This is a genomic window from Hydrotalea flava (genome assembly GCF_001623405.1).
Lineage (GTDB): Bacteria > Bacteroidota > Bacteroidia > Chitinophagales > Chitinophagaceae > Hydrotalea > Hydrotalea flava.
In genome coordinates, this window is record NZ_LUHG01000065.1 from 87,401 (window position 1) to 100,903 (window position 13,503).

15 protein-coding genes are annotated in these 13,503 nt (G+C 36.0%); 7 read left to right on the forward strand and 8 right to left on the reverse strand.

Annotated elements, in window-relative coordinates:
- Nucleotides 1–14: 14 nt before the first annotated feature.
- Nucleotides 15–866 carry a 3-hydroxyacyl-CoA dehydrogenase family protein gene (locus A0F92_RS07260; RefSeq protein WP_068243550.1) on the reverse strand — a complete coding sequence of 284 codons (852 nt, stop codon included), beginning with the start codon at nt 864–866 and terminating at the stop codon, nt 15–17.
- Between the two features lie 75 nt (nt 867–941).
- Between A0F92_RS07260 and A0F92_RS15555 the strand changes: the two genes are divergently transcribed.
- On the forward strand, nt 942–1,532 hold the full coding sequence (locus A0F92_RS15555) for a MerR family transcriptional regulator (RefSeq protein WP_167516888.1): 591 nt from the start codon (nt 942–944) through the stop codon (nt 1,530–1,532).
- Nucleotides 1,533–1,534: 2 nt separating this feature from the next.
- Here A0F92_RS15555 and A0F92_RS07270 read toward each other — a convergent pair whose 3' ends face one another.
- Nucleotides 1,535–2,638: a mechanosensitive ion channel family protein gene (locus A0F92_RS07270; RefSeq protein ID WP_068243556.1), complete on the reverse strand. Its 1,104-nt coding sequence runs from the start codon at nt 2,636–2,638 to the stop codon at nt 1,535–1,537.
- Between the two features lie 219 nt (nt 2,639–2,857).
- Between A0F92_RS07270 and A0F92_RS07275 the strand changes: the two genes are divergently transcribed.
- From A0F92_RS07275 to A0F92_RS07290, 4 genes are all read left to right on the forward strand, one after another.
- Nucleotides 2,858–4,309, forward strand: coding sequence for a hypothetical protein (locus A0F92_RS07275; protein WP_167516889.1), 1,452 nt, complete (start codon nt 2,858–2,860; stop codon nt 4,307–4,309).
- Nucleotides 4,278–4,844: a hypothetical protein gene (locus tag A0F92_RS07280; RefSeq protein ID WP_068243562.1), complete on the forward strand. Its 567-nt coding sequence runs from the start codon at nt 4,278–4,280 to the stop codon at nt 4,842–4,844. The genes A0F92_RS07275 and A0F92_RS07280 overlap by 32 nt, the downstream gene beginning before the upstream one ends.
- 216 nt (nt 4,845–5,060) lie before the next feature.
- Nucleotides 5,061–5,594 (forward strand): hypothetical protein, encoded by a 534-nt coding sequence (locus A0F92_RS07285; protein ID WP_167516890.1) that lies wholly within the window; start codon nt 5,061–5,063, stop codon nt 5,592–5,594.
- Nucleotides 5,563–6,129, forward strand: coding sequence for a hypothetical protein (locus A0F92_RS07290; RefSeq protein WP_068243571.1), 567 nt, complete (start codon nt 5,563–5,565; stop codon nt 6,127–6,129). The genes A0F92_RS07285 and A0F92_RS07290 overlap by 32 nt, the downstream gene beginning before the upstream one ends.
- A 191-nt stretch (nt 6,130–6,320) precedes the next feature.
- Here the strand turns inward: A0F92_RS07290 and A0F92_RS07295 are convergent, their stop codons facing one another.
- Genes A0F92_RS07295 through rsfS form a run of 4 tightly spaced genes read right to left on the reverse strand, consistent with a single transcriptional unit; the run spans nt 6,321 to nt 10,290 of the window.
- Nucleotides 6,321–7,079, reverse strand: a complete 759-nt coding sequence (locus A0F92_RS07295) for a UDP-2,3-diacylglucosamine diphosphatase (RefSeq protein WP_068243574.1) — start codon at nt 7,077–7,079, stop codon at nt 6,321–6,323.
- Nucleotides 7,080–7,106: 27 nt separating this feature from the next.
- On the reverse strand, nt 7,107–7,748 hold the full coding sequence (locus tag A0F92_RS07300; protein ID WP_068243577.1) for a LutC/YkgG family protein: 642 nt from the start codon (nt 7,746–7,748) through the stop codon (nt 7,107–7,109).
- Nucleotides 7,748–9,835, reverse strand: a complete 2,088-nt coding sequence (gene ftsH / locus A0F92_RS07305) for an ATP-dependent zinc metalloprotease FtsH (RefSeq protein ID WP_167516891.1) — start codon at nt 9,833–9,835, stop codon at nt 7,748–7,750. The genes A0F92_RS07300 and ftsH overlap by 1 nt, the downstream gene beginning before the upstream one ends.
- A gap of 47 nt (nt 9,836–9,882) precedes the next feature.
- Nucleotides 9,883–10,290: a ribosome silencing factor gene (rsfS, locus tag A0F92_RS07310; RefSeq protein ID WP_068243580.1), complete on the reverse strand. Its 408-nt coding sequence runs from the start codon at nt 10,288–10,290 to the stop codon at nt 9,883–9,885.
- A gap of 175 nt (nt 10,291–10,465) precedes the next feature.
- Here rsfS and A0F92_RS07315 point away from each other — a divergent pair, with 175 nt between their 5' ends.
- Both A0F92_RS07315 and A0F92_RS07320 read left to right on the forward strand, forming a co-directional pair.
- On the forward strand, nt 10,466–11,236 hold the full coding sequence (locus tag A0F92_RS07315) for a biotin--[acetyl-CoA-carboxylase] ligase (RefSeq protein WP_253810251.1): 771 nt from the start codon (nt 10,466–10,468) through the stop codon (nt 11,234–11,236).
- A 5-nt stretch (nt 11,237–11,241) separates the two neighbouring features.
- A complete protein-coding gene (locus A0F92_RS07320; protein ID WP_068243742.1) occupies nt 11,242–11,514 on the forward strand; it encodes a CBU_0592 family membrane protein in 273 nt (90 codons plus the stop codon).
- Between the two features lie 37 nt (nt 11,515–11,551).
- On the opposite strand, the gene A0F92_RS07325 is transcribed toward A0F92_RS07320, so the two are convergent.
- Both A0F92_RS07325 and A0F92_RS07330 read right to left on the reverse strand, forming a co-directional pair.
- Nucleotides 11,552–12,994 carry a response regulator gene (locus A0F92_RS07325; protein ID WP_068243583.1) on the reverse strand — a complete coding sequence of 481 codons (1,443 nt, stop codon included), beginning with the start codon at nt 12,992–12,994 and terminating at the stop codon, nt 11,552–11,554.
- A 14-nt stretch (nt 12,995–13,008) separates the two neighbouring features.
- The gene (locus A0F92_RS07330) at nt 13,009–13,434 is read right to left on the reverse strand and encodes a response regulator (protein ID WP_068243587.1); all 426 of its coding nucleotides are present in this window, start codon (nt 13,432–13,434) and stop codon (nt 13,009–13,011) included.
- Between the last annotated feature and the right edge of the window lie 69 nt (nt 13,435–13,503).

A 13,503-nucleotide genomic window follows, 5' to 3' on the forward strand; every position in this document is an offset into this window, starting at 1 on the left:
TTTGGCAGTAACATTTATTGATAGAAATAAAACCCTATTCCTGATTTTTTTCCTAACTGTTTTACTTCCACTTTTTGTTGTTGTAAAGTAGAAGGCATAAGCCGGGTAGGCTTTCCTAGTGCTTCCCAAACAATACAACTTACACTGTAATTGATATCAATACCAATTAAATCCATTAATTTGAATGGGCCCATTTTAAAACCGGATGCTTCCATGATGGCATCCACTTGTTCAACCGTAGCCAGTCCCTGCTCCACCAACCGCAGCGCCTCCAAATAATAAGGCCTTGCCACTCTGTTAACAATAAAACCGGGTGCATCATTGCAAAGAACCGGTGTTTTACCCAATTGTTGGCTTAAAGCCACTAATTTGGTGATTACTTCGGGTGCTGTTTGTTCTCCTTTAATTACTTCTACCAATTGCATAATGGTAGCGGGATTAAAGAAATGTAAGCCGGCCAGCCTTTGCGGTTGCGTTATGGAGGCAGCCAATGCATTAATGGAGATGGAAGAGGTATTACTGGCAAAAATGGTTTGGTGGTTGTTAATGCTAATTAACTGATTGAATAAATTTGCCTTGGATTCTTTTTGCTCAATGATGGCTTCAATTATAACAGGTGCCTTACAATCGGTTAACTCATGGGTAAAATGCAATTGGTTTTTTATGGCCATGCAGGCATCTTTTGATATTTTACCTTTTTGTTGCAGGGTTTCCAAATTCTTCCAGATATTACTGCGACTATTTTGCAAAACCGTTTCATTTACATCGAACAATACAGTATGGATGCCTTTTTGGGCACAAAGTTGTGCAATGCCGCTACCCATAGTACCGGCGCCACATACTCCAATGGTTGAAATTGTTTCCATATATGCTGCAAGATAATTACAATCTTTTATTGTGCATATTATGACCGATTATATAATAGTTGCTAATTTTACGGTATGGCTTTTCAGCAATTAGATTTATTTGGCAATCCCATACCCGATGCTTCCGGCAAGGGCAAGGTAATTTTTGCCAATAATCAAATTCAGGTAAAAATAAAAGCCAAACAAGTTATCTCGCCCAATACGCCGGAAGCTACCGCCTCTGAATCCAACAACAATGAGGTACCGTTAGCAGAGGCAACTACTAAAAATAAACGAGGTCGAAAATCATATAAAGTTTTACTAACTTCTGCCGAAGCCATACAACTGCCCGATGATGCTACTTTACAACAAAAATTGTATCATCCTATTGGTGATGTGGCCAAATGGTTTAACGTTACCACTTCATTAATTCGCTATTGGGAAAATGAATTTGATATTTTAAAACCCCGCAAAACCAGAAAGGGCGACAGGCTTTTCCGTTATGAAGACATTAAAAATATTGCTCTGATTTATTATTTGCTGCGCGATAAAAAACTAAGTATTGAAGGTGCTAAACAATATTTAAAAGCCAATAAAAACAAGGCTGCCGAACAATTTGAGCTGGTACAGTTATTAGAGAAAATGCGACAGTTTTTATTAGAAATACAAACCAACCTAAACAGTTAATTTTACTGCGTGTTGTTGATGTTTTTAACATGCACCTCTGTGTTGGCTGCTGCCAAATCAATGCCCAATTCCTGCACTTTTTGTATGGCAAATAAATTTACACTTTCGCACAGCAATAAAAAATCACTGTACTCCTGTGGCATTTTTACATAATACAATGCACTAATAATATGTGCTTTTTTGCCTGCATCTACCAAATTCACCATGCTGCTTACCACCTGACTATTATTCTTCAGGTATGCTCTAATGGCATTCAACAATTCATTCATTTGTGTTGGGGTTGTGGTTAAGCCCAACTCCATCCGCAACTCGGCCATACGCTGAGTGGTTAATGTAACATTATCTACTACACTATCTACCATTTGCTTATTGGGAATGGTGAGCAATGTTTTAGCAGCCGACCGTATTTTGGTGCTGCGTAACCCTATTTTTTCAACCGTACCGGCAAAACTTTGCACTTTTACAAAATCGCCTACACGAAAAGGTTTGTCGAAAAAAATAATAAAAGAAGCAATTAAATTTTCAATACTTTCTTTAGTAGCAAAAGCTACGGCTGCACCTACCAAACTTAACCCGGTAAGTAAACCGCTTACATCGCGTTGAAAGGAAAATTTCAATACCATTAAAACACCTGCCAAAACCAACAAAACCTTTAAAAAATCTTTGAAGAAAAATAAAACCTGTCGGTCTGCAGCTTCTTTTGATGTGGCTGCTTTATCGGCCATTACCAATGTAATAAAATCAATAATACGCAGGCAGAGCCAGATAAACACTATAATAAGTGCAGCATTGGAAAGGCTGTCAATCGCCTCAAAAAAAGTAACTTTATAAATGTGAATATCAAACTCTTTCGGAAAATTCAATGCATCAAAGGCAGTAAAAGCAATAAACAACAACAAAAACAATTCTAACGGCGGTAAAATGAGACTGATAAATGCATCGCGATGATTGATTTTGCCCTTTTTAGTAAAAATGCGATAAATAATTTTGGCTAAGTATTTAGAAATAAACCGTTTTACAATAAAAGCCAGTATAATAGTAGCCAGCACTACCATATAACTGCGCATGCTATTACCCAAAAAAACTTGTTTCAGAAATTGCTCCATAGCTTTTTTATAATGGCTGTAAATCTACTGAAAAGTGGGAAAGTAAATATAGCAAGTGTAAATATCAAAAAACCAAAATTTTAAAATACATATTCAATCCAAAACAACCACAAGCAAAAATTTTCTATTTATATTTTGTTTATAATACATATTTAAGCTATATTAGCATAACAATATATTTACTTATGAAAAAATATTTACCCCCCCCCCCGCACTATTTTGATACACCGATGGAATAAATTCGGTGTTGATGCTGAAGTTAATAAAATAAGGCTGTTCATCATTGCTGTCTGCATTGTATTTACAACCTGCACCAAACAAACGAATGATAAGTTATACGAACAAAAGAATACTTTTTTTGAGCGAATTGATTCATTAAAGCAGGTATATAGTTTGGTAAATGGAAGCTTAGCTGATGAAGATTTACTGAACAGAACCATTCTCCACTTTAAAGATGATGATAATAGAACCGGTATTGTTGCTGTAATTGAAAACAAGTATGGAAAAGCGTTTTGGGATTTGAGCGTAGTATTAAAAGATAAAAACGGGACCTTTACATTGGCTACTCCCATTATTGATTCGAAAAATAAAGTAACGGCATTGTTATTTGGTTCTGAAAGGAATAGGGATTATACATTTTTTAGATTAATTGATAAAGCTACTCCACAAAACTATCTGGCAAAACATGGCAATATCAAAGCCACTGCATTTACACAATCAACTTTATATGGAATTTTCAATGCCATTGAATCTAATTGGAAGAATATTGTAAATAGGGGTGCACCACAAGAAACCCAGAATAGGAATGCTGCTACCATGAGCCTTAGGCCTGTAGAAATGTATGTGGCAGTTTTTACCGATTGTTGGACTTATAGTTATACTTATCCAGCAGATTCATACGGAGGTATAGGCATTGCAATAGGCACGCAGTGCCAAACCAATGCTATGTATATTGATAATGGAAGTAATGCTTACGGCAGTTCAGGTTTAGGGGCTACAACACCGGTGCATAGTGGAGGTGGTGGAAGAGTTGGAATTCTATTACCTACCAACAGTTTAGCAGACGTAAAAAATAACTTACAGAATCCTTGTTTTAAAGCTATTGCTGATTATATGATAAATAATAATTTACAAAATATGGTAACCAATATTTTGCAAAATACTTTTGGTGTTGGCCCAAAAATAAATTTAACTTTTGCTGAGAGCACCACAATAGTAAGTTCAAGAGGGGAACCCGTTCCTGCACAAACACAATCAAGTTATGATGCAATTAATAAAACTTTAAATATAACAACCTATATTCGATTGGATCAATTTAACCCTGCAGCAAGTCAGGAATATAAGGCCAGTATCTTAATTCATGAAATTGTACATGCTTATATATTCACTAATCCATCTGTATTAAATGGTTTAACACAACACGCATACCTATTACAAAATTATGTAGGGGGTATAGTTGGTGCTTTACAAAGTTTTTTCCCCTCCTTATCTACACAAGAGGCCGCAAGTTTGGCTTTGGGTGGATTGGACGATGATGTTGTAGGCTCACCTGCCTTCAATGATGCTTTAACGAAATATGGTTTTACAACAGATGTTGGCAGCAGAAGTAACTATCAATTTTTTTTAAGCCAATTTGAATATGGCACAATCGGAACGCAATGCAGTAATTAAATTTAATGAATTGTTTATGAAACATTTTATTTCAGCAAGCTTATTCTTGTTTATTATCTTATCTGTCTTTATAAATAATGGATTAAAGGCACAAACAAGTAATGTCAGGTACAAAAGAGAAATGAAAAAGTTTATGAAATTTATTAGGAAAAGTGAATTTGAGCGATACCCTGTTTTAGAAATCAATAATTATCTATGCAATAAAGGTTTATTTAGAGGTATAATATTATTTGGAACCGGTGTATATGGACTATCTAATGAAGAAAAATCTGCTTTGCAAAAAGCTATATATACTGACACAACCAAATATTATATTAATAAACATCTGATGAAAAATATTCAATTTGTTTCTGAGAATGAAAATTATTATTATAGGCTCTCAAAACCTATTTTCTTAAGAAATTTTTCTTTATGCGTGTTTAGTTTTTTGTCAGTTGTAAAACCTGATGAATCACAACAATGGACATATATGTATAAAAAAGAAAAGGGAAAATGGAGTAAATTGTTAGTGATGGGTAAAATTTTAAGTTATTAATATATTGCTTACTTACATTTAATGAAATAATTGCCTTTTTAATATTTTTACTTGAATATGCATTACTAAACACCACCCATTCTTAGCTTATATTGGATAGCGCAGGATGAACTTCCCAATACCTACCAACGTTTTAACAGTTGTAAAAAAAACAACTTGTAGGATAATTGTTTTAAAGCTATTGCTGATTATATGATAAATAATAATTTACAAAATATGGTAACCAATATTTTGCAAAATACTTTTGGTGTTGGCCCAAAAATAAATTTAACTTTTGCTGAGAGCACCACAATAGTAAGTTCAAGAGGGGAACCCGTTCCTGCACAAACACAATCAAGTTATGATGCAATTAATAAAACTTTAAATATAACAACCTATATTCGATTGGATCAATTTAACCCTGCAGCAAGTCAGGAATATAAGGCCAGTATCTTAATTCATGAAATTGTACATGCTTATATATTCACTAATCCATCTGTATTAAATGGTTTAACACAACACGCATACCTATTACAAAATTATGTAGGGGGTATAGTTGGTGCTTTACAAAGTTTTTTCCCCTCCTTATCTACACAAGAGGCCGCAAGTTTGGCTTTGGGTGGATTAGGCAGAGATTTGTTAGGCTCACCTGCCTTCAATGATGCTTTAACGAAATATGGTTTTACAACAGATGTTGGCAGCAGAAGTAGCTATCAATTTTTTTCAAGCCAATTTGAATATGGCACAATCGGAACGCAATGCAGTAATTAAATTTAATGAATTGTTTATGAAACATTTTATTTCAGTAAGCTTATTCTTGTTTATTATCTTATCTGTCTTTATAAATAATGGATTAAAGGCACAAACAAATAATGGCAGGTACAAAAGAGAAATGAAAAAGTTTATGAAATTTATTAGGAAAAGTGAATTTGAGCGATACCCTGTTTTAGAAATCAATAATTACCTATGCAACAAGGGTTTATTTAATGGTATAATATTATTTGGAACCGGTGTATATGGACTATCTAATGAAGAAAAATCTGCTTTGCAAAAAGCTATATATACTGACACAACCAAATATTATATTAATAAACATCTGATGAAAAATATTCAATTTGTTTCTGAGAATGAAAATTATTATTATAGGCTCTCAAAACCTATTTTCTTAAGAAATTTTTCTTTATGCGTATTTAGTTTTATGTCAGTTGTAAAACCTGATGAATCACAAGAATGGACATATATGTATAAAAAAGAAAAGGGAAAATGGAGTAAATTGTTAGTGATGGGTAAAATTTTAAGTTATTAATATATTGCTTACTTGCATACAATGAAATAAGGGGCTTTTTAATATTTTTATTTGAATATGTATTACTAAACAGCAACCATTAGTAGCTTATATTGGTTGGCGCAGTATAAACTTCTCATTACCTACCAAGGGTTTAACAGTTGTAAAAAAAACAACAATACATCCAATTTACTACTTACGTTGTTTCCTAATTATTCCTTCCATCTATTCAAATCAACCTTTGTACCATCAAACACAGCATAAGTAAAATATTGAATCCAATCGCCGAGGTTAATATAACGGCTGTTTTCTTGTAATGCATAATCAATAGGGAAATGTCGATGGCCAAAAATAAAATAATCATAATGCCGCTCTGCTAACAGTTCTTTGGCATATACAATGAGCCATTCATTGTTTTCGCCTAAAAAATGATCTTCGCTAATACCTGTTTTAGCACGGCTTTTTCTGCTTAAATAATTGGCCAAACCCATTCCCCAAGTAGGATGCAACTGTCCAAATAACCACTGGCAAAAGCGATTGCGAAATATTTTTTTAATCATTTTATAGCCATAATCGCCGGGGCCTAAACCATCACCATGACCAATATAAAAGCTTTTTCCGTTCCACTCATACACCTTAGGTTCAAAATAAACGGGTATGTTCAGTTCTTTCTGAAAATAATCGCTCATCCACATATCATGATTGCCTACAAATACATGTACCGGAATACCTGCATCGGTTAATTCGGCCAGTTTACCCAGTAAACGTGTATACCCTTTGGGTACAACTGTTTTGTATTCATACCAAAAATCAAAAATATCGCCCATAATAAATATTTGGGCTGCCTGTGCTTGTATGCTGTTTAAAAAAGCAACAATTTTCTTTTCTCTAACTAAGCTGCTGGTATAATCCGGCGCACCTAAATGGAAATCGGAGAGAAAAAATATTTTTTTATCAGGAAAATCGTTCATGCTGTTTGTAATAATAAAAATGGATGTTTAACCGGCATCTACCAAAAAACAAAATACTTCTTTGGGGCCATGCACACCCACCACTAATGTTTTTTCAATATCGGCCGTACGGCTGGGGCCTGTTGCAAAACTAACCAGCGATGGCCAATTGCCTTTGTATTTGTTGTACAATAACTGTAAACCATCTTTTACATCAAACACCAATTGATGCGTATAGGCTATACAAATATGTACCGGCGTATACACACTTACCGTTCTACCACTTTGCTGTGCACTACTCAGCACAATACTGCCGGTTCTGGCTACTAAAAATTCGCAGCCGGTAATAGCAGCCGGGCAGTTGTTTAAATTATTTTGTTGCAAATGGGTAAACCCATGTTGCTGCAATATTTCACTCCATGTATCTTCTCTACAATACAAAGCGGGCCATTGGCGGGCATTCACTAAGGTTTGTAATTGTGTTACCAGTTCCTGAAGGTTGGCACAAAAAGAAAACCTACCTGTTAACTGTGTAAAATTTTCAGCAAACAATAATTCCAGATCTTCATTTGGCGTTGAAAACGAAGGGTCGCTGCCTTCAGTATGCGGAAAGGGAACAGGCACCGGTTGTGCCAGTGCCTGCCTTATTTTTTTAAGCATATTTTCTTTTGCGGAAGAAACTTGCATCATTATACTTCTTTTTGTTCTGCTTCCTGATTGCCTGCAATACCATCACTGCTTACGGCTGGTATATTGGTAGGAGGTACCCCGCCAATAGGATCAGGTTCAATTGGGTTATCCAATATCTTTTTTTCTTCAAAAGGCCGTTTGCCAATTAGTTCTTCCACATCGCTCTTGTGCAAAACTTCTTTATCTAACAATGCTTTGGCTAATTTTTCTACTTCTGCTTTCTTCTCGGTAAGTAACTGAATGGTTTTTTGATAAGCCTCTTCAATAATTTTTCGCACTGCCTCATCAATCATTTTACCGGTTTCCTCACTATAAGGCTTGGTAAATGTATTTTCTTGTGAGGGGTCGTAGAAACTAACATTTCCAATTTTATCGTTCATACCATAAACGGTAACCATGCTGTAGGCAATACGGGTTACTTGTTGCAAATCGTTGGAGGCACCGGTAGAAATTTTACCAAAGAAAATTTGCTCAGATGCACGGCCACCCAGCGTCATACAAATTTGATCCATCAGTTGGTCGGTGTTGTATAAATACTGCTCTTTGGGGGTGTATTGTGCATAGCCCAATGCAGCAGTGCCCCTGGGAACAATGGTAACTTTTAATAACGGGTAAGCATATTCTAAAAACCAACCGCAAATAGCATGGCCTGCTTCATGGTAGGCAATGATTTCTTTTTCATGCGGCGCAATGATTTTGTTTTTCTTTTCCAAACCACCAATTACCCTGTCAATAGCATCTTGAAAATCAATCATTTCAACTGCTGTTTTGTTTTTACGGGCAGCAATCAATGCGGCTTCGTTACAAACATTGGCAATATCGGCACCTGCAAATCCCGGGGTTTGCTCGGCTAATTTATAAATGTCTAATGTTTCAGATACTTTAATGGGTGCTAAGTGTACTTTAAATATGGCTTCACGGCCTTTTAAATCGGGCTTATCGATGGTAATTTGCCTATCGAACCTACCCGGACGCAGTAAAGCACTGTCTAATACATCCGGACGGTTGGTAGCTGCCAGAATAATTATGCCTGAATCGCCCCCAAAACCATCCATTTCAACCAACAATTGGTTTAGGGTATTTTCGCGTTCATCGTTACTCATAATAGCGTTTCTGCCACGGGCACGGCCAATGGCATCTATTTCATCAATAAAAATAATACAGGGGGCTTTTTCGCGGGCTTGTTTAAACAAATCGCGAACACGGCTGGCACCAACGCCTACAAACATTTCTACAAAATCGCTACCACTTAGGCTAAAGAAGGGCACCTGTGCTTCACCGGCCATTGCTTTTGCCAATAAGGTTTTACCTGTACCCGGAGGACCAATTAACAAAGCGCCTTTTGGAATTTTACCGCCCAGCGCTGTATATTTTTTGGGATTTTTAAGGAAATCAACAATTTCCATTACTTCTACTTTGGCTTCATCTAAGCCGGCCACATCGCCAAAGTTGATGTTTACTTTAGCACCTTTATCGAACAAAGTAGCTTTTGATTTTCCAATGCTGAAAATACCGCCGGCGCCACCGCCACCACCAGCGCCGCCACCCATTTTACGCATAAATAAAATCCATACGCCAATTACCAATGCCATTGAAATGAGGGTACTGAAAATAGGACCGCCAAACCAGTCGGCATCATCTGTTGGATAGGTGGGCACTTGTTGTACTTCCGGATGGGTTTTATAGAATTGGTCCATCTGGTCGTTAAACACTTTCCAGTCGGTTACTTTAAATTCAAATACCGGAACATTTTTGAAGTCGGCGGGATTCAATTTCCGCTTAAACTTTTCGGTATAAAAAGGTTTGCTCAGGCTATCGGGTTTAATGTATACCCGCACCAATTCTTTATTACGTACCAGGTCTAATTTTTCCACATCGCCTTTAGCCAGCATATTTTGTTCCATATCCTGCTGGCTGATTTTAGCCGATTCAGGCGTAAACCTGCCCCAAAAAGTAGAGCCGATTAACACAGCAAAAACAATTAAATAAATCCAATAAATATTGAATTTGGGTGTTTTTTTATTCGAACTACCATCACCACCTTTATCTGTAAATGGGAATTTGGGTTTATTATCTTCTTGTGCCATATAAATTGCGCTTCAATTTTAAGTGTTTCTCTATAAAAATATTAGGGTTAAACTTCGCTGTGTGCCATTGCCAATGCATCACTCCACATATCTTCCAACTGATAAAATTTTCTGGCATCGGGTTGCATGATATGCACTACTATGCTAACATAATCTACCAATATCCAATGGGCCTGTTGGGTTCCTTCCTGCCTGTAAGGCAATTCGTTACATACTTCTTTTACCTGAAATGTAACAAAATCGGCTATTGCTTTTACCTGTGTGGTACTGGTAGCTTCACATATTACAAAAAAGTCTGCAACTGCTTCGGGTATATTACGCAGGTCTAAACTGGTAATATGTACGCCCTTCTTTTCCTGAATAGCCCCAATAATGGTTTTAAAAAATTTTGAGTTTCTATTTAGCCGGGAAACTTTGTTTGTTTTGCGGTTATTGATTGCTGAAAGAGGTGCCAATAATCAGGTAAATTTTAGTTATGAAATAAAGGTTTAATTGTTGAATATATACAAAACAGCTGAACAACTAAAACAGTTCAACCTATTTACGAATCCATCGACAACTGTTGTAAAAAAACTGTTTTAAAAGGCTTCATCTGCCTGTTTATATCTTTGTGTCAAAAGTAACAATCTTTTGTCATCTAACAGCAATATATCCGCCATTGGGCAACGCTGGATTGAACTCAGCACGGTTGACAGTACCAATAACTATGCCCTTGGCCTTATTAAGACTAATTTGGCGGAGCATGGTACCACTGTTTTTGCGCAGGAACAAACTGCAGGCAAAGGCCAACGTGGTAAAGTCTGGATTACCGAACCCAATAGCAACCTTATTTTATCGATTATTGTACAAACCGAATTTCTGCATCTGCACCAACAATTTGTTTTTAATGCAGCAATGGCATTGGCTGTACACAATTTTTTTAACAATTATACAGCAAATGAAACTGTCATAAAATGGCCAAATGACATTTACTGGAATGACAGGAAGGCAGGTGGTATTTTAATTGAAAATATCATTTCCGGGAATGGCAGCTGGCAATGGGCAGTGGTGGGCATTGGTTTAAACATCAATCAAATCCATTTTCCAGATTGGTTGCCCAACCCCGTTTCTTTAAAACAGATTACCGGTAAAAAGTTGGATTGTTTGGAATTAGCCAAAGAATTGTGCAAATATCTGAACCATTATTACCAATTATTACAAGCAGGCGCCTTTACTGAAATATTGCAACAATACAACAACTACCTGTATAAAAAAGGAGCGATGGTAAAACTAAAAAAAAACAATGCCGTTTTTACCACCACTATTCAGGGTGTTGATCAATCAGGTAATTTACTCACCGGCAATACCTTTACCAATAGTTTTAGTTTTGGTGAGGTAGAATGGATAATATCAACAAAATAACACGCATGGCAAGTTTTAATTTGAACGATTGGATTGGCTTTACCGGTGTTTTCATACTGCTGATAGCCTATTTACTGCAATTGCGCAATACCATTGGCAAAGACAGCCTTTTGTATTTGTGGATGAATATTATAGGTGCAGGCCTTTCCTGTTTAGCCAGTATTTTAATTCATTATACACCCTTTATCATTTTAGAAGCTACCTGGATGTTGGTTTCTGCCGGAGCCTTATTTAGAAGAAAGGAAAAAAAGGTTATAAATATTCATGCTACTTCATAGCATGGGATCAGCAATTATTTTAAATTATCACTTTACTTTAAAAAGAACGGGCAGAATGGGGTATATTTTTTAGAGGAAAATGGAATGTAAACCGTGCACCCACATTTCGATTGTTCTGCACATGAAACCTGCCATTTAAAACAGCGGTTCTTCTTTTCATGGAAAGAAAACTACTTTGCCGGGTTAATACTTCTTCAGCAATGCCTTTTCCGTTATCGAAAAAAACAATTTTCATGTGCGCGTCTTCACGGGTTATAGATAGTACGGCTGCAGTTGCCTGTGCATGCTTTAACAGATTGTTGATACACTCCTGTATAATCCGGTAAATATTTAATTGTGCATTAAAATCAAAATAATGTTCTAACGACAAATCAACATGCGTATCAATATGAATGGCGCTGGCCTCGGCCATCTGTTGCACAAGTGTTGTTAATCCGGCAAATAATCCGTTATCAATTAACGCCTTTGGCCTGATATTGCTCACAATGTCTTTACAATCACGAATAGATTTTTCTAATAAATCCACAATATTTTCTGTAATCACATTATTTTCTTTTTCCATGCTTTTTTTCAGGAAAGAAAAATAGACTTTTAATGCAATTAAATTTTGTGTTACCCCGTCGTGTATATCAGCGGCAAAACGTTCCCTTTCCTGTTCTTCTACCGAAACTATATTGGCATAGGCTTCTTCTAATGATCGTTTCAATAATGTTTGTTCTGATACATCGTGGGCTACCATTAACACACAGGTCATGTTATTGTATTCAATACCGGAGGTAAGAATATTAACGAGTAAAATTTCACCCTGTTTTTTCCGGTGATTATATACAACTGCAGCATCTAAATAATTTTGAATAGATGCATTTGCTGAATTAGCAGCAATCCATTTTGCAAATTCCTTTTCTAAAAAAATATCAGAAATATGCATTTTTAAAAAATGATTGCGGCTATATCCATAAGCTACTTCGGCTGCATTATTTACTTCTAGTATTTCCAGTGTTTGAGGGTGATATACCCACATGGGTTGCGGACTGAACTGAAACAGACTACTGTATTTTTTTTCAGATTCCTGTAAAAGGCATAATACTTTTTTACGTTCAATAGCATACACAATGCTTTTGTAAATAACATCGGCCTGTATATCATCTTTCAATAAATAATCGGCAATACCAAATGAAAGGGAAGCAATACTAAATTCAATATCGGCATACCCGGTTAATACAATTATCGGTATGTCTCCGGCAATGGCCATCATTTCTTTTACCAATGCTTCTCCACTTATATCGGGCAATGACAAATCGAGTAATACTACCTGAAACGAATGTTGTTGCTGTAATAAGGCGGCGGCTTCTTTGTAAGTAATAGCTCTTGCAATAGTTACTTCGTCAAAGCGCTCCCGTAAGTATTCATCCAACAATAAATAATCACCGGAATTATCTTCTACCACCAATAATGTAACTGATTTTGTGTGCTTCTGCATAGGTTTCTTCTTATTTATTCCGGAAGCGTTACAATATTCATCCAAAAATTTTCAATTTCACGTACTGCATTCATAAATTCCTGCACTTCAACGGGCTTAGTAATATAGCAATTTACATAGTTTTTATAGGCCAATTCCACATCTGTATCAGATGAAGAGGTAGTGAGCATAATAACCGGTATTTGTTTTAAGTAATCAGTATTTTTAATGAATTGCAATACCTGATGTCCGCTTTTTTTGGGCAGGTTGATATCCAGCAATATTAAATCGGGCAAATTATTATTGAACAAAGCCTCTTCGTGGGTTAAAAAATCAATCGCCGCTTTACCATCTCTGGCAACACTAATCTGATTGATTACTTTACCTGAACGCAAGGCCTCGGTGGTTAACAATACATCTCCTTCATTATCTTCTACCAACAACAAATGCAAATTTTTCATTGGATTGAATTTATGTAAGGTAAATATAAGGAATATATAACATCAGCATATATCATACTTTATATTTAT

Coding starts and splice junctions, on each gene's coding strand:
- ftsH (WP_167516891.1), bottom strand. CDS start 9,835: ATGGCACAAGAAGATAATAAACCCAAATTCCCATTTACAGATAAAGGT.
- A0F92_RS07295 (WP_068243574.1), bottom strand. CDS start 7,079: ATGAACGATTTTCCTGATAAAAAAATATTTTTTCTCTCCGATTTCCAT.
- A0F92_RS15555 (WP_167516888.1), top strand. CDS start 942: ATGGCTTTTCAGCAATTAGATTTATTTGGCAATCCCATACCCGATGCT.
- A0F92_RS07260 (WP_068243550.1), bottom strand. CDS start 866: ATGGAAACAATTTCAACCATTGGAGTATGTGGCGCCGGTACTATGGGT.
- A0F92_RS07280 (WP_068243562.1), top strand. CDS start 4,278: ATGGCACAATCGGAACGCAATGCAGTAATTAAATTTAATGAATTGTTT.
- A0F92_RS07300 (WP_068243577.1), bottom strand. CDS start 7,748: ATGATGCAAGTTTCTTCCGCAAAAGAAAATATGCTTAAAAAAATAAGG.
- A0F92_RS07325 (WP_068243583.1), bottom strand. CDS start 12,994: ATGCAGAAGCACACAAAATCAGTTACATTATTGGTGGTAGAAGATAAT.
- A0F92_RS07330 (WP_068243587.1), bottom strand. CDS start 13,434: ATGAAAAATTTGCATTTGTTGTTGGTAGAAGATAATGAAGGAGATGTA.
- A0F92_RS07290 (WP_068243571.1), top strand. CDS start 5,563: ATGGCACAATCGGAACGCAATGCAGTAATTAAATTTAATGAATTGTTT.
- A0F92_RS07285 (WP_167516890.1), top strand. CDS start 5,061: ATGGTAACCAATATTTTGCAAAATACTTTTGGTGTTGGCCCAAAAATA.
- A0F92_RS07270 (WP_068243556.1), bottom strand. CDS start 2,638: ATGGAGCAATTTCTGAAACAAGTTTTTTTGGGTAATAGCATGCGCAGT.
- A0F92_RS07320 (WP_068243742.1), top strand. CDS start 11,242: ATGGCAAGTTTTAATTTGAACGATTGGATTGGCTTTACCGGTGTTTTC.